This window comes from Paramagnetospirillum magneticum AMB-1, from assembly GCF_000009985.1.
In the GTDB taxonomy this organism is placed as follows: Bacteria; Pseudomonadota; Alphaproteobacteria; order Rhodospirillales; family Magnetospirillaceae; genus Phaeospirillum; species Phaeospirillum magneticum.
In genome coordinates, this window is sequence record NC_007626.1 from 314,719 (window position 1) to 336,394 (window position 21,676).

The window sequence follows — 21,676 nt, forward strand, 5'->3', positions numbered from 1 at the left end:
TGGCGTTAACGAGGTGTTACCCATATTCTCCACAAAAAATTTGTCGTTGTGAATAATTCTACACAATGCCATATCAGATTGACGAGCGGGGGGTTCCGCTGATCCTGAGGCATTTCAAACCATGAGTGTGGACATGACGCATCCGGCCCTTGGGCATGGCCTTTCCTTCAACGACCTGTATCAGCGCCCTGGCCTGGAACGGGTTGACGCCGCCTTCCTGGGTGCGCTCGCCGCCGCCGACGAGGCCTTGGCCGGACGCCTCAAGGCCGCCCGCGCCGAGCCGGGTGCCCTGGCGCCCAAGGACGAATCGGCGCTGCTGGTCGAGCTGGCGCCCCATCTGGACGATTTCCTGGCCGAGCTGTTCTCCATCCGCGCCGCCGCCGGCGAGTTGAGAGCCCGCCAGGACACCCTGGCGCCGCTCTATCAGGCCAAGCGCCTGTTCGTGCAGCGCCGGGCCTTGAAGGACATCAAGCCGGACGAGGCCGCCACCCTGGACGCCCGCGCCCTGGAAATGGAATACGCGCTGAAGGTGGGCGAGCCCTTCTCGGAAGCCGGTTTCGCCCGGCGCGTCCTGGCCTGGATGGACGACGAGGCCGCCCATGGCGAAGAGCTGAAGCTGGCCGCCCGTCTGGCCGCCGCCAAGGTGGCCGCCAATGACAGCGCCTATCATCCCCACGGCATCCTGTTCAAGGTGCCGGCCAAGCACGATCCCCTGCATCAGGTGCCGGTGGTCAAGGGCGACGTGTGCGGCGTGCCGGTCCTGGAATTCGAGGCCGGGCGGCTGCGCCGCCGCGAGGGCTTCAACCTCACCGATGCCGGCACCGATCTGGCCGGGGCGCTGGACGAGATCAATTACTGTATCCTCTGTCATCACCAGGGCCGCGATTCCTGCTCCAAGGGCATGAAGGACAGGAAGACCGGCGAGACCGCCAAGACCGCCCTGGGCGTCACCATGGAAGGCTGCCCCCTCGAGGAGAAGATCTCCGAGATGCACGAGGTCAAGGCCGCCGGCCACGCCCTGGCGGCGCTGGCCGTCATCGTGGTGGACAATCCCATGGCGGCGGGCACCGGGCACCGCATCTGCAACGACTGCATGACCGCCTGCGTCTACCAGAACCAGAACCGCGACCCGGTCAACGTGCCCGAGGCCGAGACCCGCACCCTGAAGGACGTGCTGGAGCTGCCCTGGGGCTTCGAGATCTATTCCCTGCTGACCCGCTGGAACCCGGCCAATATCCGCCGCCCGCTGCCTAAGCCCGATTCGGGGCGCAAGGTGCTGGTGGTGGGCATGGGGCCGGCGGGCTACACCCTGTCCCATCACCTGATGCAGGACGGCCACCATGTGGTGGCGGTGGACGGCTTGAAGATCGAGCCGCTGGCCTCGGACCTGTCGGGCGTGGACACCTTCGGCCAGAGGGTGGCCTTCCGCCCCATCCGCGATATCCGCTCCCTGTGGCAGCCCCTGGGCGAGCGCGTCATGGGCGGCTTCGGCGGCGTCGCCGAGTACGGCATCACCGTGCGCTGGGACAAGAACTTCCTCGACGTCATCCGCCTGCTGCTGGAGCGCCGGTCCGAGTTCGCCCTGTTCGGCGGCGTGCGGTTCGGCGGCAACCTGACCCTGGAGGAGGCGTTCGCGCTGGGCTTCGACCATGTGGCCCTGGCGACGGGAGCGGGCAAGCCCACCATCCTCGACATGCCGGGCGGCCTGGCCAAGGGGGTGCGGCAGGCCTCGGACTTCCTGATGGCGCTGCAACTCACCGGCGCGGCCCGCAAGGGCACGCTGGCCAATCTGCAATTGCGGTTGCCGGTGGTGGTGATCGGCGGCGGCCTGACCGCCATCGACACCTGCACCGAGGCCATGGCCTATTACCCCATCCAGGTGGAAAAGTTCCTGTCGCGCCACGAACAGCTGGTGGCGGAAAAAGGCGAGCACGCGGTGCGGGTCCACTGGTCCGAGGAAGAGCACGCGATCGCCGACGAGTTCATCGCCCATGCCGAGGCCATCCGCGCCGAGCGCCGCGCCGCCAGTGCCGAGGGCCGCGCCCCGCGCATCCTGGAACTGCTGCAATCCTGGGGCGGGGCCAGCGTGGTCTATCGCCGCGGCCTGACCGACAGCCCGGCCTATCGCAATCACGAGGAAATCTCCAAGGCCCTGGAAGAGGGCATCCGCTTCCTCGAAGGCATGAGCCCGGTGGCGGTGGAGACCGACGATTTCGGCGCCGCCCACGGCATTCAGCTCAAGGACCGCGATGGCCAACCGCACCGGCTGCCCGCCCGCTCCGTGCTGGTGGCGGCGGGCACCGTGCCCAACACCACCCCCGCCCGCGAGGCCAAGGGCATCCACCTGGACGGCAAGTACTTCCAGGCGGTGGACGAGGACGGGCAGGCGGTCACTCCCGACCGCCGCACCAAGCCCGGCGCCGTTCACGTGCTGATGCATATCGACGGCCATGACCGCACGGTCAGCTTCTTCGGCGATCTGCATCCGTCCTATGCCGGCAACGTGGTCTCGGCCATGGCCTCGGCCAAGCAGGGCCATCCGGTGGTGACCCGCGCCATGGAGCGCCGGCCCGCCAATCCGGTGCCGGCCTCCCAGTTGTTCGCCACCCTCAACACCCGGCTGCGCGCCCGGGTGCACGCGGTCAACCGCCTGACCCCCACCATCATCGAGGTGGTGATCAAGGCCCCGGCGGCGGCCGAGGCCTTCCGTCCCGGCCAGTTCTTCCGCCTGCAGAACTTCGAGATGCTGGCCCGCAAGGTGGGCGAGACCACCCTGGCCATGGAAGGTTTGGCGCTGACCGGAGCCTGGGTGGATAAGGAGCAGGGGCTGGTCGGGCTGATCGTCCTGGAAATGGGCGGCTCCAGCGATCTGTGCGCCCATCTCACCCCCGGCGAGCCGGTGGTGCTGATGGGGCCGACCGGGGCGCCCACCCATGTCTGCGGCTCGGAAACCGTGCTGCTGGCCGGTGGCGGTCTCGGCAATGCCGTGCTGTTCTCCATCGGCGCCGCCTTCCGCCAGCGGGGCTCCAGGGTGCTGTACTTCGCCGGCTACAAGAATGCCCATGACCGTTTCAAGGTGGCCGATATCGAGGCCGCCGCCGACGTGGTGATCTGGTGCGTGGATGGCGGCGAGGCCTTTGCCCCCAACCGGCCCCAGGACCGCGCCTTCGTCGGCAATATCGTTGAGGCCATGGTGGCCTATGGCGAGGGCCGGCTGGGCGAGCAGACCATTCCCATCACCGACGTGGACCGCATCATCGCCATCGGCTCGGACCGCATGATGGCGGCGGTGGCCAAGGCCCGCCACGACCGCCTCGCCCCCTTCCTCAAGCGCGAGCACCAGGGCATCGGCTCCATCAACTCGCCCATGCAATGCATGCTGAAGGAGGTCTGTGCCCAGTGCCTGCAAAAGCACAAGGACCCGGTCACCGGCGAGGAGAAGGTGGTGTTCACCTGCTTTGACCAGGACCAGCCCCTGGACAAGGTGGACTTCGCCAGCCTGGCCGAGCGCCTGGGCCAGAACTCCACCTGGGAGAAGCTGGGCCGGGCCTGGATCGACCGCTCGCTGCGGCAGGCGGGGTTGCGGGGTTAATTCAAGGCCATGTGCAGTGCGCCGCGCAATGCGATGCCGGCCAGGGAGCCCAGCACGGCGGGCTTCCACACCCGGGCCGTCCGGGGGCCGGCGGCCATCAGCACCGCCACCCCGGGAAAGTCCAGGGGATGGATCAGGATGCCCGCCCAGGTGTTGAGCTGGGCGGGCGACAGATGGCCAGCGCGGACCTGCTCGTCCACCACGCCCAGCATGGCGGTGCCGCCCGCCAGATACTTGGTGACGGCGGGCAGGACCAGATCGGGATCGACGAAGGGCAGGGCATTGGTCAGCGCCTGGATGGCGCCGGCCTGCCGCAGAGCGGTGACCACCGTCAGCGACACCACCAGCATGGGAATGGCGCTGATGGCGATGCGGAAGGCCTCGGCGCCGGCCCGGTTGATGACGTCGACAACGCCCTTGGCGTTCTCGGCCACGGCGTGCTTCAGCGTCTCGTCCAGCACCTGCTCCTCGGCCGACAGAGTCCGCCCGGCCACGTGATAGGCGATGGCGGCGGCGAGCAATCCGCCCACCAGCGAAACGCCCAGCACCGGCAGCACATGCAGACCGAGGGCTCCCAGGGGAAAGGCGGCGTTGGCCTGGGCCATGGCCAGCACCATGGCGAAGGCGGCGGCCAGATGGCGGTCCGAGGTGCCGCGCTGCTCCATCATGGCCAGGGTGGCGGCCGGGGCGGCGAAGCTGACGAAGCTCACCTGGATGGCGGCGAAGGTGGCCAGCCCGGTCAGGCCGAAGGGGCGCAGGACGGGGGTCAGCCTCGCCACCAGCCAGTCCAGGACGCCCCAGGCCTCCAGCAGCCGCATCATGGACAGCATCACCACCATGATGGGCAGCAGCACGAACAGCGACAGCTCGATGGCCGAGCGGCCGGCGGGCAGGATGATGGTGATCAGGCTGTTCACAGCAACCGCTTCAGCTCATAGACCAGATCCAGCGCCTGTCGCGCCGTCAGGTCGTCGGGATTGACCGCCTTCAGCGCTTCTTCCAGCGGAGACGCCTGCGGAAGGGCCGTGGCGGCGGGCCTGGGCTTGGCCAGTGCTGCGAACAGCGGCAGGTCGTCGGCGAGCCGTGCCATGCCTGAGGCCTGATCCGACTTTTCCAGAATGCCCAGCACCTCCTCGGCGCGGCCCACCACGGCGGGCGGCAGCCCGGCCAGGCGCGCCACATGGATGCCGTAGGAACGATCGGCGGCGCCGGCCCCCACCTCGTGCAGGAAGACCACGTCGCCCTGCCACTCCTTGACCCGCATCATGTGGCACGACAGCGCCGCCAGACGCGAGGTCAGGCGGGTCAGCTCATGATAATGGGTGGCGAACAGGGCGCGGCAGCGATTGACCTCGTGCAGATGCTCCACCACCGCCCAGGCGATGGACAGGCCGTCGAAGGTGGCGGTGCCGCGCCCGATCTCGTCGAGGATCACCAAAGCGCGCGGCCCGGCCTGATTGAGAATGGCGGCGGTCTCCACCATCTCCACCATGAAGGTGGAGCGCCCCCGCGCCAGATCGTCGGCGGCGCCGACACGGGAGAACAGCCGGTCGACCACGCCCATATGGACGGATTCGGCGGGCACGAACGAGCCCATCTGGGCCAGGATGGCGATCACCGCGTTCTGGCGCAGGAAGGTGGACTTACCCGCCATGTTGGGACCGGTGACCAGCCACAGACGCTGGGAATCGGCCAGATCGCAATCGTTGGCGACGAAGGGGCCTGACCGGGCGGCCTCCAGCGCCGCCTCCACCACCGGATGGCGGGCGCCCCTGATGTCAAAGGCGGTGCTGTCGTCCACCCGGGGCCGCGACCAGCGTGCCGAGGAGGCCATCTCGCCCAGGGCCGAGGCGCAGTCGAGACCGGCCAGGGCGGCGGCGGCCAGGGCGATCTCGGCGGCGCGGGCCGTCACCTCGCCGATCAGGTCGGCCAGCAATTCCATCTCCAGCGCCAGGGCGCGGTCGGCGGCGCCGGTGATCTTGCCGGCCAGCTCGATCAGCTCGGTGGTGGTGTAGCGCGCCGCGTTGGCCATGGTCTGGCGGTGGATATAGCCCTCGCCCAGCCGGTCGGCCTGCTTGGACGGCACCTCGATATGATGGCCGATGATGTTGTTGTGGCGGATCTTCAGCGACGCGATGCCGGTCTCGTCCTGATAGCGCTTCTCCAGGCGCATCATCAGGCCGTTGCTCTCGGTCTTCAGACCCTTCAACTCGTCCAGGCCCTCGTGGTAGCCCTGGGCGATGAAGCCGCCATCCCGCGCATTCAGCGGCAGGTCGGGGGCGAGGGCGCGCTGGAGCCGGTCCACCAGGGCCGAATGCTCGCCCAGTTCGCGGGCGCATTGGTTGATGCCGGGCGGCGTGTCCAGGTGGGACTGGGTGACCAGCATGCGCAGCGCCGGGATCTCGGCCAGGGCGTCGCGGACATTGGCGAGGTCGCGGGGGCCGCCGCGGCCCAGCGACAGGCGCGACAGGGCGCGCTCCACGTCGGGGCAGCGCTTGAGCGTCTCGCGCAGTTGGGCCCGCACGCTCTCGTGCTCGACGAAGAAGCCCACCATGTCCAGGCGCCATTCGATGGCGTGGGGATCGGTCAGCGGCGCCGCCAGTTGGGCGGCCAGCAGACGGGCGCCGGCCCCCGTCACCGTGCGGTCGATGGTGGCCAGCAGCGAGCCCCGGCGCTCGCCCGACAGGGTCTCGGCCAGCTCCAGGTTGCGCCGGGTCGCCGCGTCGATCTCCATCACCGCGCCCTCGGCCAGACGCTTCGGGAGTGACAGGCGGGGCAGCTTGCCCTTCTGGGTCAGCTCCACGTAATCCACCAGGGCGCCGCCCGCCGCCAGTTCGGCCCGCGAAAAGGCGCCGAAGCCGTCCAGGGCGCCGACGCCGTACAGGGCTTCCAGCCGCCGCCGGGAATTCTCGGAATCGAAGCGGGCGGTGGGCAGGGGCGACAGGACGTTCTTCCAATCGGCCCAGACGTCGAAGAAGTCCGCAGCCCCCAGCAGGCGGTCGGACACCAGCAACTCGCCGGGCGACAGGCGGGCCAGGGCGGCGGCCAGGGTCTTGGGGGCGATGGCCTGCATGGCGAAGTCGCCGGTGGAGACATCCACCCAGGCGAGACCCAGCGTCCCCTGGGCTTCGGCCACCGCTGCCAGGTAATTGTGGGACCGGGCGTCCAGCAGGGTGTCCTCGGTCAGGGTGCCCGCCGTGATGACGCGCACCACGTCGCGGGCCACCACCGATTTGGAGCCGCGCTTCTTGGCCTCGGCCGGGTCTTCCATCTGCTCGCCGATGGCCACCTTGAAGCCCGACCGTACCAACTTGGCGAGATAGGCCTCGTAGGCGCGGACCGGCACGCCGCACATGGCGATGTCCTCGCCGGCGTGCTTGCCCCGCTTGGTCAGCGCGATGTCCAGCGCCGCCGAGGCCTTGACCGCGTCGTCGAAGAACAGCTCGTAGAAATCGCCCATGCGGTAGAACAGCAGGCAATCGGGATGGGCCCGCTTGATGGCCAGATACTGGGCCATCATGGGGGTGGCGTCGTCTGGAATGGGGGGCGTCTCGACGGTCACGGCGGGTCTATCGCTGCAGTAAGGGAAACCGGGGGCACAGTAACACGGACGTCATGGCGCGCAAGTGCTGCCCCCTTTGCAGACTCCCGCTTTCGGCGCACAATGGATACCCAAAGGTCGACACGAGGAGAATCCCATGACCGCCGCCCTTAAACCCCGCCCCGGTGCCCTCCGCGAAGTGGTGGGTACCTTTGCCGACCGCGCTCATTTCGAGGCGGCGGTTTCCGCCCTGCTGACCGAGGGATTCGGCCGTGACAAGCTGTCGGTGCTGACCTCCCACGATTCCCTGGATGCCGCCGAGGGCCCGGCCGGGGCCAAGGCGCGCAAGTGGCGCGACGGCCTGATCGCCCTGATGGGCGAGCTCAAGTATGAAGGCCCCCTGGTAGCCGCCGGGCTGATCGCCCTGGCCGCCGGCCCGGTGGGCGCGGTGATCGCCGGCCTGGTGGCGGCCGGCGTCGGCAGCGTGGCGGTCAAGGAAGTGCTGGACGAAGTGGCAGCCATTCCCGATTCCGACGGATTCGTCCGCGCCCTGGCGGCGGGCAGCGTGATCTTGTGGGTCGCCACCGATTCCCTCGACGAGGAAGCCAAGGTACGCGCCCTGCTGGACAATGCCGGCGGCGCCAACATCCACATCTTCGAACGCGCCAAGGGGACGCGGCATTAGCAGGATATCCGGGGGGGGACGCGGTCATTCCCCGGGCGTTCCAATGCCGGAACAAGACGGGACGGGCAACGTCCCGACGTCAGGTGAGATCAGGGAAGCGAGACGACATGGCCAGCAATTTCCACACCGAGGCTTCGCGCAACACCGAAGCCAAGGGCAACGATACCCTTGAGCGCGACACCCTTCTGATGCATGCCTCGGGCCGCCCGGGCAAGATCGAGGTGGTCCCCACCAAGCCGCTGGCCACCCAGCGCGACCTGTCGCTGGCTTATTCCCCGGGCGTGGCCTTTCCCTGCCTGCACATCGCCCGCGATCCCTCGTTGGCCTACGATTACACCGCCAAGGGCAACCTGGTGGCGGTGATCTCCAACGGCACGGCGGTGCTGGGGCTGGGCGATCTCGGCGCCCTGGCCAGCAAGCCGGTGATGGAAGGCAAGGCGGTGCTGTTCAAGCGCTTCGCCGACGTGGATTCCATCGACCTGGAAGTCGATACCCGCGACGTGGACGAGTTCATCGCCGCCGTGCGTTATCTCGGCCCCAGCTTCGGCGGCATCAACCTGGAAGACATCAAGGCGCCCGAGTGCTTCATCATCGAGCAGCGCCTGCGCGAGCTGATGCCCATTCCGGTGTTCCATGACGACCAGCACGGCACGGCGATCATCTCGGCCGCCGGGCTGATCAACGCGCTCGACCTCACGGGCCGCGACATCTCCACGGTCAAGGTGGTGGTCAACGGCGCCGGGGCGGCGGGCATCGCCTGCATCGAACTGGCCAAGGCCATGGGCGTACGCCACGAGAACGTGGTGCTGTGCGACACCAAGGGCACCATCTACCAGGGCCGCACCGAGGGCATGAACCAGTGGAAGTCGGCCCACGCCGTCCCCACCAAGGCCCGCACCCTGGCCGAGGCGCTGGACGGCGCCGACGTGTTCTACGGCCTGTCGGTCAAGGGCGCGGTGACTCCCGAGATGGTGGCCGCCATGGCGGCCAAGCCCATCATCTTCGCCATGGCCAATCCCGATCCCGAGATCACCCCGGAAGAGGTGAAGGCGGTGCGCTCGGACGCCATCGTCGCCACCGGCCGGTCGGACTATCCCAACCAGATCAACAACGTGCTGGGCTTCCCCTACATCTTCCGCGGCGCGCTGGACGTGCGGGCCAGCACCATCAACGACGCCATGAAGATCGCCGCCGCCCGGGCCATCGCCGCCCTGGCCCGCGAGGACGTGCCCGACGAGGTGGACGCCGCCTATTCCGGCCGACGTCTGCGCTATGGTCCCGACTACATCATTCCGGTGCCCTTCGATCCGCGCCTGATCGCCTCCATCCCGCCGGCCGTGGCCAAGGCCGCCATGGATTCCGGCGTGGCCAGAAAGCCCATCATCGACATGGGCGCCTACAAGCGCGAGCTGTCGGCCCGCCTCGACCCGGCCAGCGCCGGCATGCAGACCATCACCGACGTGGTGAAGGCCAATCCCAAGCGGGTGGTGTTCGCCGAGGGCGAGGAGGAAAAGCAGATCCGCGCCGCCGTGGCCTTCGCCAATGCGGGTCTCGGCCATCCCATCCTGCTGGGGCGCGAGGACCGCATCCGCGAGACCATGAAGAATATCGGCCTGCCGGCGGCCGAATCCCTGGACATCATCAACTCGCGCATCTCGCCCCGCACCAAGGCCTATACCGACATGCTGTATGCGCGGCTGCAGCGGCGGGGCGCGCTCTATCGCGACGTCCAGCGTCTGGTGAACCAGGAGCGCAATATTTTCGGCTCGCTGATGGTGCAGTCGGGCGATGCGGACGCCATGGTCACCGGCCTGACCCGCAATTACTGGCAGGCCTTCGAGGAGATCAAGAAGGTCATCGACCCCACGCCGGGCGAGCTGATGTTTGGCATGACGGTATTCGTGGTCAAGGGCAAGCTGGTCTTCGTCGCCGACACCACGGTGATGGAGACGCCCACGCCGCAGCAACTGGCCGACATCGCGGTGCAGACGGCGCACAAGGCCCGCCAGATGGGCCACGAGCCCCGTGTCGCCATGATCAGCTATTCCAATTTCGGCAATCCCAGCAGCGAGCGCTCGGACCGGGTGCGCGAGGCGGTGGGGCTGCTGGACGCCCGCAAGGTGGATTTCGTCTATGACGGCGAGATGGCCGCCGACGTGGCGCTGGACCCCGAACTGCTCAGCCATTTCCCCTTCTGCCGCCTGAAGGCGCCGGCCAATGTGCTGGTGATGCCGGGCCTCTACTCGGCCCACATCGCCTCCAAGCTGCTGCAGAAGCTGGGCGGCACCAGCGTCATCGGCCCCATCCTGGTGGGCCTGTCCAAGCCGGTCCAGATCACCTCCATGGACGCCTCCGCCAATGACATCGTCAACATGGCCGTGCTGGCCAGCTACGATGCGGTGCGCTGAGCGGAAGGCCGCGTGGTGATCCGGGGAACCGTCACCGGCGGCCGTGTCCTGCTGTTCGCCCTGTTCCTGTCCAGTCCCACCGCCATCATGCTGGTGGTGCTGGCCGGGGCCGGGCGCCTCGACGTCTGGCCCGCCATCGGCACCTGGGTGATGGTGACCTCGCTGCTGCTGCCGCTGGTCCGCTCCCATCTGGGCGAATTGTCGGGGCTGGCCAATTGGGTCCGCACCCTGGCCCATGGCGGCGACATCGCCACCGCCCCGGCCAAGGACGGCATGGCCCTGGCCGAGATCGCCGCCGCCGTGGCGGCGCTGCGGCGGCTGTGGCAGCACCGCTCTGCCGAACTGGCCGAGACGGCGCGCTGGAATGCCAGCCTGCTGGAGAATCTGCCCGATCCGCTGCTGCTGCTGGACTCAAGCCGCCGGGTGGTGCGGGCCAACCGGGCCGCCACCCGCCTGTTCGGCCGGGACCCGGCGGGGGGCGATCTGGCCGCCGTGCTGCGCGATCCCCAGGTCACCGAGGCGGTGCAGGCGGTGCTGTCGGGGGCCGCGCCGTCGCGGGAATGCGAGTTCTCCCAGGCCATTCCGGTCGAGCGCACCTTTGCGGCGCGCATCGACCGTCTGGACGGCCAGCCGGCCTTCGAGGCGGCCATCGCCCTGCTGACCCTGCACGAATTGACCGCCATCCGCGCCATGGAGCGCATGCGGGCCGATTTCGTCGCCAATGCCAGCCACGAGCTGCGCACCCCCCTGGCGGCGCTGTCGGGCTTCATCGAGACCCTGCAGGGACCGGCCCGCGACGACGAGGAGGCGCGGGAGAAATTCCTGGGCATCATGGCCGAGCAATCGGGCCGCATGAGCCGGCTGGTGGCCGATCTTCTGTCCCTGTCGCGTATCGAGCTGGACGAGCACTCGGCACCCAGCGAGGCGGTGGATCTCGCCCGGCTGGCCACCAGCGCCGCCGAGGCGCTGCGCCCCCTGGCCAGCCCGCGCGGCATGGACCTGGAGGTCACCCTGGCCGATGGCCTGCCCCCGGTGACCGGCCAGTCGGACCAGCTGGCGCAATTGCTGCAGAACCTGATGGAAAACGCCGTCAAATACGGCAATGACGGAACCACGGTCGAGGTCAGCGTCACCCTGGCCGGGGATCTGCCGGCGGGAGCGGGGGCGGCGTTGCGCGCCGGCCCGGTGGTCAAGCTGGCGGTGAAGGACCATGGCGAGGGCATCGCCGCCGAGCACCTGCCCCGCCTGACCGAGCGCTTTTACCGGGTGGACACGGCGCGCTCGCGCAAGATGGGCGGCACCGGCCTGGGACTGGCCATCGTCAAGCACATCGTCAGCCACCATCGCGGCCTGCTGGCCATCGACAGCCGCCCGGGCGAGGGCTCGACCTTCACGGTCTGGCTGCCGGCCGCACCAGCCTGAGATAGACCAGCAGGGACAGCAGCCCCATCACCGCCACCATGGCGGCCAGCGGCCGTGCCGAGCCGTCGTAGAGCGTCCCCACCAGCCAGCCGGCCACGGCGCCGCCGCTCATCTGGATGAAGCCCATGGCCGAGGAGGCAGCCCCCGCCGCGCGGGGAAAGGGCGCGATGGCGCCCGCCGTGGCATTGGGCAGCACCAGGGCGCAGGAGGCGAAGAACGCCATCACCGGCCCCATGATCATGACGATCCCCGCGATGCCGCCCGGCTTGGCCAGCCCCGACCACACCAGGGCGGCCAGGGTGACGCCGGCGATGGTGCAACCCAGGGTGCCGGTGAACACCATGCGTTCGATGCCGAAGCGGTGGGTGAGCCTGGCCCCGATGAACCCGCCCACCAGGAATCCGGCCGAGGCGAAGGCGAAGGCCAGGCCGAAATGGCGCGGCTCCATGCCCATGACGTCGATCAGCACGAAGCTGGACGCCGAGATGAAGCTGAACAGCCCGCCGAACGCCGCCGTCATGGTCAAGACATAGCCGAGGAACAGGCGGTGGGTCAGGATCTCGCGGTAGTTTTCCAGCATGCGGCCGAGATCGAGGGCGGCCGGGTCCTTGTGCTGGTTGGTCTCGCCCAGCATGCGCCAGACCAGCACCAGCAGGATGACGCCGAACAGGGCCAGCAGCAGGAAATTGGAGCGCCAGCCGAACAGGGTGTGGAACCAGCCGCCGACGGTGGGCGCCACCAGCGGGGCCAACGCCATGGCCGAGGCCATGTAGCTCATCACCTTGGCCGCCTGGTCGCGGGCATAAAGGTCGCGCACCACGGCGCGGCCCAGCACGGGCCCGCAGCAGGCGCCCACCGCCTGGAAGAACCGCCCGGCGATCAGGGCCTCGATGGAGGGGGCGAAGACGCAATAGACGCTGGCCACCACATAGATGGCGACACCGCCCAGCAGCAGCGGCCGCCGCCCGAAGCGGTCGGACAGCGGGCCATAGACCAGCTGCATGACGGCAAAGCCGCCGACGAAGGCCGACAGGGTCAACTGCACCATGGTGGTGGTGGTGGCCAGATCGCGGGCCATGTCGGGCAGCGAGGCGAGGTAAAGATCGGTGCAGACCGGCCCGAACGCCACCAGCAGGGTCAGCAGCACCGCCATGCGCCGCGAGGGTGATACGGTATTCAACAAGATCCCCCGTAACGGTGCAATTGCGGCCCGTGGCGTTTCAGCCAGTCGCGCGGTGCCTTGCAGTCTCCGGCCAGTCCTTCGACCAGCGCCCAGAAATCCGGGCCGTGATTCATCTCGGCCAGATGGGCCACCTCATGGGCGGCGACGTAACGGCCCACCCAGTCGGGGGCCATCACCAGCCGCCAGGAAAAGGACAAATCGCCCCGGGCCGAGCAACTGCCCCAGCGCGAGGTGGTGTCGCGCACCGAGATACGGCCGGGCTTGCGGCCCAAAAGGGTCGCCAACTGGCGGCAATGGTGGGCCATGACCACGCGGGCTTCGCCCTTCAGGAAATCCGCGACCCGGCGGGGCAGGCTTTCGGGAGGGCCGGAGACGTGGATCACCCCGTCCTCGGCCCACACGCCGCGCCGCGCCTGAGGCTCGTGGGTGATGCGATGGGCCACGCCCAGCAACGGCACTTCGCCGCCATGGGCGAAGGGGACGGGGCCGGGCAGAACGGCGAGGCGGCTTTCGACCCAGGCGGTCTGGCTGTTGGCGAAGCGCAGGGCCTCGCGCTCGGGCACCCCGTCGGGCAGCACCACCACCACCGACCCGCCGCCGGAATCGAGGCGCAGGCTCATCTTGCGCGCCCGGCCGGACCGCTTGACGACGAGGGGCAAGCTGCGCCCGTGGAGGTGGAGGAGAAAAGCGTGACCCATGGCCTCCTCATATCGTGATCGGGGCGAAGGAGACAAGCCCTGGTCTGGTCTTGCCCCCATGCGCCCCGTCTGCGACAGTCCGCCCATGACCAAGACACCCGCCATCATGCTGCAAGGCACCGGCTCGGATGTGGGCAAGTCGCTGCTGGCGGCGGGCCTGTGCCGGCTGTTCGCCCGCCAGGGACTGGCCGTGCGCCCGTTCAAGCCCCAGAACATGTCCAACAACGCCGCCGTGACGGCGGATGGCGGCGAGATCGGCCGCGCCCAGGCGCTGCAGGCCCGCGCGGCAGGCATCGAGCCCGGCTCGGACATGAATCCGGTGCTGTTGAAGCCGCAAAGCGAGACCGGTGCCCAGGTGGTGGTGCAGGGTAAGGTCGTCGCCAGCGCCACGGCGCGGGACTACCACGCCTTGAAGCCCACCCTGCTGCCCCGCGTGCTGGAAAGCTACGGCCGCCTCGCGGCGCAAGCCGACCTGATGGTGGTCGAAGGGGCGGGAAGCGCCGCCGAGGTCAATCTCCGCGCCGCCGACATCGCCAATATGGGGTTTGCCGAGGCCGCCGACTTGGCCGTCGTGCTGGTGGCCGATATCGACCGGGGCGGCGTCATCGCCTCCATCGTCGGCACCTGGGCCATCCTGCCGGAAGCCGAGCGGGCCCGGCTGAAGGGCTATGTCATCAACCGCTTCCGCGGCGATCCCGCGCTGTTCACTCCGGCGCTGGACATCATCCGCGACAAGACCGGGCTGGACTGCCTGGGCATCGTGCCCTGGTTCGCCGAGGCCGCCCTGCTGCCCGCCGAAGATTCCGCCTCGCTCGGCAAGGGGAAGGTGGGCGATGGAGCCGTGAAGATCGCCGTGCCGCGTCTTTCGCGCATCGCCAATTTCGACGATTTCGACCCTCTGGCCGCCGAGCCGGGGGTGAGTCTGGAGATGGTTGCGCCGGGGCGCCCGCTGCCCCTCGATGCCGATCTGATCATCCTGCCCGGGTCCAAATCCACCATCGCCGATCTGGAATTCCTGCGCGCCCAGGGCTGGGACATCGACATCCTGGCCCATGCCCGCCGGGGCGGCCGGGTGCTGGGCATCTGCGCCGGGTTCCAGATGCTGGGCCAAAGGGTTTCCGACCCCCTGGGCGTGGAAGGCCCGGCGGGCGGCGTGGCTGCCGGCCTGGGGCTGTTGCGGGTGGAGACGGTGATGGAGGGCGACAAGGTGCTGCGCCGCGCCGCCGGCACCGATGCTGCCGGTCATGGGGTGACGGGCTACGAGATGCATATGGGCCGCACCACCGGTCCCGATGCCGCCCGCCCGTTCCTCACCCTGGAGGGACGGCCCGACGGCGCGGTGTCGGCCGACGGGCGGATCATGGGCTGCTATCTGCACGGCCTGTTCGGCTCGGATTCCTTTCGCGCCGCCTTGCTGGGGCAGGGGAGCGGGCTGGCCTACGAGCCCATGGTCGACGGTGTGCTCGACCATCTCGCCGACCATCTGGAACGGCATCTGGACATGGGGCGGCTGCGGCTGATCTCAGGCCTGTAGCCACAGGGCCAGGATCACCAGCCCCACCTGAAGCAGGCAGGCCACCGTATAAAGATGCAAGGCCCGCTGAATGTCGGCGGGTTCCGCCCGGGCGCGGCCCGTTCCGATCCACTTTTCGTCCACGGTCAGCCCCGGATATTTGCGCGGCCCCCCCAGGGCCAGACCCAGGGCGCCGGCCGCCGCCGCCTCGGGCCAGCCGGAATTGGGCGAACGGTGATGGCGGGCATCCCTCAGCATGGTGACCAGGGCGCTCCACGGACGGCCCCTCGGCACGAAGGGCGCGGCGAGAACCAGCAGCAGCCCGGCCAGCCGGGCCGGGATCAGGTTCAGCAGGTCGTCCAGCCGGGCCGAGGCCATGCCGAAGGCCCGGTACTTGTCGTTGCGGTGGCCGATCATGGAATCGGCGGTGTTGATGGTCTTGTACAGCAGCAGGCCGGGCAGGCCGAGAATGGCGTACCAGAAGACCGGCGCCACTACCCCGTCGCCGAAATTCTCGGCCAGGCTTTCGATGGCGGCGCGGACCACTCCGTGGGAATCCAGGCTTTGCGGGTCGCGTCCCACGATGCGCGACACGGCGTAGCGCCCGGCCTCCAGCCCGCTGTCCTTCAGGGCCATGGCCACGTCGTAGACATGCTCGAACAGCGAGCGCTGGGCCAGCAGGGTGGCGGCGACGAAGACCTCGAACAGCCAGGCATGGGGCAGGGTGCGGGCCAGGAAGGCCATGATCGCGCCGAGTCCCAGGGCGCCGAGGCCGAGGCCCAGCGCCACCAGGATGCCGCGGCGGCGGCGGTCGGCCTCGGACCGATCCGGCCGGTTCAGGCGGCGGTCCAACAGGCCGATAACGCGCCCGATCAGCACCACCGGGTGGGGCAGGATGCGGAACAGCGGCCCCATCTCGCCCAGGGTGGCGTCGACGGCCATGGCCATGAACAGCAGCATCAGCCCGTCGGGCGCGTGGGTGGAATGCATGAACAGCGGAAACATGGAGCCAAGATTGTCGGGGCGGGCGAGCCCCGTCAACCGGGATGATTTGGCTGGAATCGTTCGGGCTCTCCCGCCTATAGTCCGCGCTTCAAACCGGCCGGAGGCATGGACCAGCCGGGCGGCTCGAAGGCAAGGACCAGGGCGAGATGAGCGAGAAGATCGGTGTGATGTTATGCGGCCACGGCAGCCGCGATGTGGATGCCATCCGGGAATTCCAGGCGCTGGCCGGGCATCTGACCCGGCGCCTGCCCCAATACGAGGTGGAGTCCGGTTTCCTGGAATTCGCCACCCCCATCATCCGCACCAGCCTCGATGCCCTGAAGGCCAAGGGCGTGTCGCGCATCCTGGCGGTGCCGGGCATGCTGTTCGCCGCCGGTCACGTGAAGAATGACCTGCCGTGGGAGATCAACTCCTTTGCCGCCGAGAATCCCGGCCTGCCCATCACCTTCGGCCGTGAACTGGCCATCGACACCAAGCTGCTGGCCGCGGCGCGGGCCCGCATCGAGGAGGCCGAGGCCGCCTCGAACGTCGCCATCGAGCGCAAGGACACCTTGCTGCTGGTGGTGGGGCGCGGCACCAACGACCCCGACGCCAATTCCAATATCGCCAAGGTGGCGCGCATGCTGTGGGAAGGCATGGGCTTCGGTTGGGCCGAGATCGCCTTTTCCGGCGTGGCCTATCCCCTGGTGGACCAGGCCCTGGAGCGGGTGACCCGGCTGGGCTACAAGCGGGTCGTCGTCTTCCCGTATTTCCTGTTCACCGGCATCCTGGTCAAGCGCATCTACGAGTGGACCGATCAAGCCGCCGCTGCCCATCCCGGAATCGAGTTCCTCAAGGCGCCTTACCTCAACGACCACCCCCTGGTGATCGACAGCTTCGTCGAGCGGGTGGGGGAAATCCTCGACGGCTCGCCCGCCATGAACTGCTCGCTCTGCAAGTACCGCGAACAGGTGGTGGGCTACGAGGCCTCGGTCGGCGCCGTCCAGGCCGGGCATCACCACCATGTGCGCGGCATCGGCACCGACGAGGATCACGGCCATCATCATGACCACGGTCACGGGCATGATCACGATCATGGTCACCATCACGGCCACGGTCACGCCTACCGCCCCCACCGTCACGACTGAGGCGTTCCATGGGCGCCTGGATCAGTGACCCCGCCGAAATCTACCGCCAAAGCTTCGCCACCATCCGGGCCGAGGCCGATCTGGCCCGCATGCCCACCGATCTGGCCGATCTGGCGGTGCGGGTGGTGCATGCCTGCGGCATGACCGACATCGCCGCCGATCTGGCCTGGAGCGAGGGCGCCGGCCAAGCGGGGGCCGAGGCGCTGCGGCGCGGCGCTCCCATCCTGGTGGATGCCGAGATGGTGGCCCACGGCATCATCCGGCGCAATCTGCCCGCCGACAACCGGGTGATCTGCACCCTGAACGAGGTGACCCAGGCCGAGGCCAAGGCGGCGTCCACCACCCGTTCGGCCCTGGGGGTCGAGAAGTGGCTGCCCCATCTGGGCGGCGCGGTGGTGGCGGTGGGCAATGCCCCTACCGCCCTGTTCCGGCTGCTGGAACTGGTCGAGGCGGGCGCCCCCCGCCCGGCGGTGATCCTGGGCTTCGCCGTGGGCTTCGTCGGTGCGGTGGAGAGCAAGGACGCCCTGATCGCCTCGGGCCTGCCCCATGTGGCGCTCAAGGGCCGCCGGGGCGGCAGCGCCATGGCGGCGGCAGCGGTCAACGCCCTGGCGGGGGGATTGAAATGAGCCTTTCCGCCCTGTCATCCCGAGCCTGGCGAGGGATCTCCGCTTGGCGGGGCGGTGCCCATGCTGAAAAGCCGTACCAGGATGAGATCCCTCCTCCCGTTGGTCGTCGGGATGACATGCCTTGGGAGACGCTTCCATGATCACCGTGATCGGCATCGGCGAGGACGGTCTCGACGGTCTTTCCGCCGCAGCCCGGACTCTGGTCGATGGCGCCGAGGTGCTGGTGGGCGGTGCCCGCCATCTGGCGATGATTCCCGCCAATGGTGCCGAACGGCTGACCTGGGCCTCGCCCTTCGCCGACAGCCGCACCCTGCTGGAAGCCCGCGCCGACAAGCGCATGGTGGTGCTGGCCAGCGGCGAGCCCCTGTGGTTCGGCGCCGCTGTCACCCTGACGGGCTGGTTCGGGGCCGACCGGGTGAGCGTGGTTCCCCATCCCGGCGCCTTTTCCCTGGCCTGCGCCCACTTGGGCTGGGCCATGCAGGATTGCCTGTTCCTCACCATTCACGGCCGGCCGCTGGACTCCCTGGCGCCGCATCTGGCTCCGGGCCGGCGTCTGCTGATCCTGGCCGAGGATCGGACCAGTCCGGCCAAGGTGGTGGCCTTGTTGGCTCAGCATGGATACGGGGCCAGCCCGGTGGTGGTGCTGGAGAATCTGGGCGGAGCGGCCGAGCGGATCACCGATGTTTCCGGCTGCGCCTCGGATCTCTGCGTGGTGGCGGTGGAGTGCCGTCTGGACCGGGGCGTCCGGCCCCTGTCCACCGTGCCGGGCCTGCCCGACGAGGCCTTCGAGCACGACGGGCAATTGACCAAGCGCGATATCCGCGCCGCGACCCTGGCCGCCCTGGCACCCCTGCCCGGTCAGGTGCTGTGGGACGTGGGGGCGGGCTGCGGCTCCATCGCCATCGAGTGGATGCGGGCCGGCGGACAAGCCGTGGCCATCGAGAGCAAGCCCGAGCGCCTGGACCGCATCGCCCGCAACGCGGCGCGCCTGGGCGTGCCGGGACTGGAGATCATCGCCGGCCGGGCGCCCGATGCGCTGCCCCTGGACCGCGAGCCGCCCGACGCCATTTTCGTGGGCGGCGGGGTGTCCGAGGCCGGGCTGCTGGATATCTGCTGGTCGGCCCTGGGGCGCGGCGGGCGGCTGGTGGCTAATGCGGTGACCATGGAGGGCGAGGCGGCGCTGGTCGCCCTGTTCGGCCTGCACGGCGGCGAGATGACCCGGCTGTCCGTGGCCCATCTCGACCGGGTGGGCGGCTTCCACGCCTGGCATCCGGCCATGCCGGTGACCCGCTATGTGGGGTGGAAGAAATGAGCGCCACCCTCTACGGCATCGGCATCGGCCCCGGTGATTCGGAGCTTCTGACCCTCAAAGCGGTGCGCCTGATCGCCGAAGTTCCGGTGCTGGCCTGGCCGGCGCCGCTGGAAGGGGACGGGCTGGCGCGCACCATCGCGGCGCCGCATATTCCGGCGGGCAAGACAGAGATTGCCATCCGCATGGGCTTCACCGTGGACCGTGACGGCACCGAAGCGGCCTATGACCGGGCGGCGGAAGAAATCGCCGCCCATCTGGACGCGGGCCGCGACGTGGCGGTGCTGTGCGAGGGCGACCCATTCTTCTTCGGCTCGTTCATCTACCTGTTCGCCCGCCTGTCGCCCCGCTTCCCCGTCGAGGTGGTGCCCGGCGTGTCGTCCATCATGGCCGCCGCCGCCGATCTGCAGGCGCCGCTTTGCGCCTGGGATGACGGCGTGGCCGTCATTCCCGCCACCCGTACCGAGGCCGAGATCGAGGCGGCGCTGGCGGCTTCGGACGCCGCGGTGATCATGAAAGTGGGCCGCCACCTGCCCAAGGTCCGGGGCGTGCTGCAGCGCCTGGGCCTGTGGGACAAGGCCCGCATCGTGGAAAGGGTCGGTCTGCCGGGCCGCCGCGCCCACGACCCGGCCACCGTGACCGAGCTTCCCTATTTCTCCCTCATCCTGGTGCACCGCAGAGGAAACGCATGGCTTTGAACATTGCCCTGGTGGTGGTGACCCCCGCCGGACTGGAAACCGCCCGCGCCATCAAGGCCGTGCTGCCCGGTGCCTCGATCCACGGCCTGATCGGCCGGGTGGAGGGCGATGTGGGGTTCCAGGACACCGGCGCCCATCTGCGCGCCCTGTTCGCGGCGCGTACGCCGATCATCGGCATCTGCGCCGCCGGCATCCTGATCCGTGCCTTGGGGCCGGTGCTGGGCGACAAGCATTCCGAGCCGCCGGTCCTGGCCGCCGGCGTGGACGGCTCGTCGGTGGTGCCGCTGCTGGGCGGCCATCACGGCGCCAATGCCCTGGCCCGCCAGATCGCCCATGCCCTGGATGTCCGTCCCGCCCTGACCACCGCCGGGGAACTGGCGCTGGGCGTGGCGCTGGATGACCCGCCGCCCGGTTGGCGGGTGGGCAATCCGGACGCGGCCAAGTCGGTGACCGCCGCTTTGCTGGCCGAGGAGGCGGTGGCGCTGGAGGTGGAGGCGGGAGACGTCGCCTGGCTGGACGGCCTGCCCTTCGTGGAAAAGGCCGAGCACACCATCCGGGTGACCGACCGGTCGGTCGAATTCGATGATCACGAACTGGTGCTGCATCCTCCGACCCTGACGCTGGGCGTGGGGTGCGAGCGCAATGCCTCGGCACAGGAGCTGATCGCCCTGGTCAAGGACGTGATGGCCCAGGAGGCGTTGTCGCCCAAATCCATCGCCTGTGTCGCCAGTATCGATCTCAAGGCCGATGAGGCGGCGGTGCACGCCCTGGCCGCCGAATTGGGCGTGCCCGCCCGCTTCTTCAGCCCGGCCGAGTTGGAGGCCGAGGCGCCGCGCCTGGCCAATCCCTCCGACGTGGTGTTCGCCGAAACCGGTTGCCACGGCGTGGCCGAAGGCGCCGCCCTGGCGGCGGCGGGCGCCGACGCCACCTTGGTGGTGCCCAAGGTCAAGGGGGCGCGCACCACCATGGCCCTGGCCCGTTCGCCCCGGGCCATCGACGCCCGGACGGTCGGCCGGGCGCGGGGCCGGCTGTTCGTGGTGGGCATCGGCCCGGGCACGCCGCAATGGCGCTCGCCCGAGGCCCAGGCCGCCATCGAGGCCAGCAGCGATCTGGTGGGCTATGGCCTGTATCTGGATCTGCTGGGCTCGGCGGCGCACGGCAAGGAGCGGCACGAAAGCGCGCTGGGTGCCGAGGAGGCCCGGGCCGCCCGTGCCCTGGACCTCGCCGCCGAGGGGCGCACGGTCAGCCTGGTGTGCTCGGGCGATCCCGGCATCTATGCCCTGGCCACCCTGGTGTTCGAGCTGCTGGACCGCAGGGCGCGCGCCGACTGGAACCGGGTCGAGATCACCGTGGTGCCGGGCATCTCGGCGCTGCAGGCGGCGGCGGCGCGGGCCGGCGCTCCGGTCAATCACGATTTCTGCACCATCTCGCTGTCGGACCTGCTGACCCCGTGGGAGAGCATCGAGACCCGCCTCAAGGCCGCCGCCATGGCCGATTTCGTGGTGTGCTTCTACAATCCCGTCTCCCAGCGCCGCCGCGACCAGTTGCCCAAGGCCCGCGACATTCTGCTGTCGGGCCGCGGTCCCGACACGCCGGTGATCCTGGCCCGGCAGCTGGGACGCCCCGGCGAAACGGTGGAGGTCATCCGCCTCGCCGACCTGGACGTGGACAAGGTGGACATGCTGACCATGGTGGTGGTGGGCTCCAGCGAGACCCGCACCTTCACCGCCGGCCAGCATGCCTGGACCTATACGCCCAGGGGCTACGGCAAGAAGATGGTGTAATACGGTCTCCGGGCGGGCTGCCGCCCGCACCCGCATGGGGCGATGCCCCATACCCCCTTATTTTCAAATAGATGGAGGGCCGGGA

15 protein-coding genes are annotated in these 21,676 nt (G+C 69.3%); 10 read left to right on the top strand and 5 right to left on the bottom strand.

What is annotated here, in order from left to right; translation table 11 throughout:
* Positions 1–133: 133 nt before the first annotated feature.
* On the top strand, positions 134–3,592 hold the full coding sequence (locus AMB_RS01445; RefSeq protein WP_148207248.1) for an FAD-dependent oxidoreductase: 3,459 nt from the start codon (positions 134–136) through the stop codon (positions 3,590–3,592).
* On the opposite strand, the gene AMB_RS01450 is transcribed toward AMB_RS01445, so the two are convergent.
* Positions 3,589–4,509 carry a nucleoside recognition domain-containing protein gene (locus AMB_RS01450; protein ID WP_011382733.1) on the bottom strand — a complete coding sequence of 307 codons (921 nt, stop codon included), beginning with the start codon at positions 4,507–4,509 and terminating at the stop codon, positions 3,589–3,591. The genes AMB_RS01445 and AMB_RS01450 overlap by 4 nt on opposite strands.
* Positions 4,506–7,112, bottom strand: coding sequence for a DNA mismatch repair protein MutS (gene mutS / locus AMB_RS01455; RefSeq protein ID WP_011382734.1), 2,607 nt, complete (start codon positions 7,110–7,112; stop codon positions 4,506–4,508). Before mutS ends, AMB_RS01450 begins: the two co-directional genes overlap by 4 nt.
* Positions 7,113–7,290: 178 nt before the next feature.
* On the opposite strand from mutS, the gene AMB_RS01460 reads away from it, so the two are divergent.
* From AMB_RS01460 to AMB_RS01470, 3 genes are all read left to right on the top strand, one after another.
* On the top strand, positions 7,291–7,818 hold the full coding sequence (locus AMB_RS01460; protein WP_043743127.1) for a hypothetical protein: 528 nt from the start codon (positions 7,291–7,293) through the stop codon (positions 7,816–7,818).
* 107 nt (positions 7,819–7,925) lie between these two features.
* Positions 7,926–10,226, top strand: a complete 2,301-nt coding sequence (locus AMB_RS01465; RefSeq protein WP_011382736.1) for an NADP-dependent malic enzyme — start codon at positions 7,926–7,928, stop codon at positions 10,224–10,226.
* Positions 10,227–10,238: 12 nt separating this feature from the next.
* Positions 10,239–11,648, top strand: a complete 1,410-nt coding sequence (locus AMB_RS01470) for a sensor histidine kinase (protein ID WP_011382737.1) — start codon at positions 10,239–10,241, stop codon at positions 11,646–11,648.
* On the opposite strand, the gene AMB_RS01475 is transcribed toward AMB_RS01470, so the two are convergent.
* Positions 11,617–12,831, bottom strand: coding sequence for a multidrug effflux MFS transporter (locus AMB_RS01475; protein WP_011382738.1), 1,215 nt, complete (start codon positions 12,829–12,831; stop codon positions 11,617–11,619). The genes AMB_RS01470 and AMB_RS01475 overlap by 32 nt on opposite strands.
* Positions 12,825–13,490 (bottom strand): M48 family metallopeptidase, encoded by a 666-nt coding sequence (locus tag AMB_RS01480; RefSeq protein ID WP_231848942.1) that lies wholly within the window; start codon positions 13,488–13,490, stop codon positions 12,825–12,827. The genes AMB_RS01475 and AMB_RS01480 overlap by 7 nt, the downstream gene beginning before the upstream one ends.
* A 124-nt stretch (positions 13,491–13,614) precedes the next feature.
* Here AMB_RS01480 and AMB_RS01485 point away from each other — a divergent pair, with 124 nt between their 5' ends.
* Positions 13,615–15,063, top strand: coding sequence for a cobyric acid synthase (locus tag AMB_RS01485; protein WP_043745787.1), 1,449 nt, complete (start codon positions 13,615–13,617; stop codon positions 15,061–15,063).
* Here AMB_RS01485 and cbiB read toward each other — a convergent pair.
* Entirely contained in the window at positions 15,052–16,047 is a 996-nt protein-coding gene (cbiB, locus tag AMB_RS01490) for an adenosylcobinamide-phosphate synthase CbiB (RefSeq protein ID WP_011382740.1), read from the bottom strand. The genes AMB_RS01485 and cbiB overlap by 12 nt on opposite strands.
* A gap of 146 nt (positions 16,048–16,193) precedes the next feature.
* Here cbiB and AMB_RS01495 point away from each other — a divergent pair, with 146 nt between their 5' ends.
* From AMB_RS01495 to cobJ, 5 genes are all read left to right on the top strand, one after another.
* Entirely contained in the window at positions 16,194–17,174 is a 981-nt protein-coding gene (locus AMB_RS01495) for a sirohydrochlorin chelatase (RefSeq protein WP_011382741.1), read from the top strand.
* 8 nt (positions 17,175–17,182) lie between these two features.
* The gene (locus AMB_RS01500; protein ID WP_011382742.1) at positions 17,183–17,800 is read left to right on the top strand and encodes a precorrin-8X methylmutase; all 618 of its coding nucleotides are present in this window, start codon (positions 17,183–17,185) and stop codon (positions 17,798–17,800) included.
* A 136-nt stretch (positions 17,801–17,936) separates the two neighbouring features.
* A complete protein-coding gene (locus AMB_RS01505; protein ID WP_043743134.1) occupies positions 17,937–19,112 on the top strand; it encodes a bifunctional cobalt-precorrin-7 (C(5))-methyltransferase/cobalt-precorrin-6B (C(15))-methyltransferase in 1,176 nt (391 codons plus the stop codon).
* Entirely contained in the window at positions 19,109–19,807 is a 699-nt protein-coding gene (cobI, locus tag AMB_RS01510) for a precorrin-2 C(20)-methyltransferase (protein WP_011382744.1), read from the top strand. The genes AMB_RS01505 and cobI overlap by 4 nt, the downstream gene beginning before the upstream one ends.
* Positions 19,798–21,591 carry a precorrin-3B C(17)-methyltransferase gene (gene cobJ, locus AMB_RS01515; protein WP_011382745.1) on the top strand — a complete coding sequence of 598 codons (1,794 nt, stop codon included), beginning with the start codon at positions 19,798–19,800 and terminating at the stop codon, positions 21,589–21,591. Before cobI ends, cobJ begins: the two co-directional genes overlap by 10 nt.
* The last annotated feature ends 85 nt before the right edge of the window (positions 21,592–21,676 follow it).

Coding starts and splice junctions, on each gene's coding strand:
- AMB_RS01445 (WP_148207248.1), top strand. CDS start 134: ATGACGCATCCGGCCCTTGGGCATGGCCTTTCCTTCAACGACCTGTAT.
- mutS (WP_011382734.1), bottom strand. CDS start 7,112: ATGATGGCCCAGTATCTGGCCATCAAGCGGGCCCATCCCGATTGCCTG.
- AMB_RS01460 (WP_043743127.1), top strand. CDS start 7,291: ATGACCGCCGCCCTTAAACCCCGCCCCGGTGCCCTCCGCGAAGTGGTG.
- AMB_RS01465 (WP_011382736.1), top strand. CDS start 7,926: ATGGCCAGCAATTTCCACACCGAGGCTTCGCGCAACACCGAAGCCAAG.
- AMB_RS01485 (WP_043745787.1), top strand. CDS start 13,615: ATGACCAAGACACCCGCCATCATGCTGCAAGGCACCGGCTCGGATGTG.
- cbiB (WP_011382740.1), bottom strand. CDS start 16,047: ATGTTTCCGCTGTTCATGCATTCCACCCACGCGCCCGACGGGCTGATG.
- AMB_RS01495 (WP_011382741.1), top strand. CDS start 16,194: ATGAGCGAGAAGATCGGTGTGATGTTATGCGGCCACGGCAGCCGCGAT.
- AMB_RS01500 (WP_011382742.1), top strand. CDS start 17,183: ATGGGCGCCTGGATCAGTGACCCCGCCGAAATCTACCGCCAAAGCTTC.
- AMB_RS01505 (WP_043743134.1), top strand. CDS start 17,937: ATGATCACCGTGATCGGCATCGGCGAGGACGGTCTCGACGGTCTTTCC.
- cobI (WP_011382744.1), top strand. CDS start 19,109: ATGAGCGCCACCCTCTACGGCATCGGCATCGGCCCCGGTGATTCGGAG.
- cobJ (WP_011382745.1), top strand. CDS start 19,798: ATGGCTTTGAACATTGCCCTGGTGGTGGTGACCCCCGCCGGACTGGAA.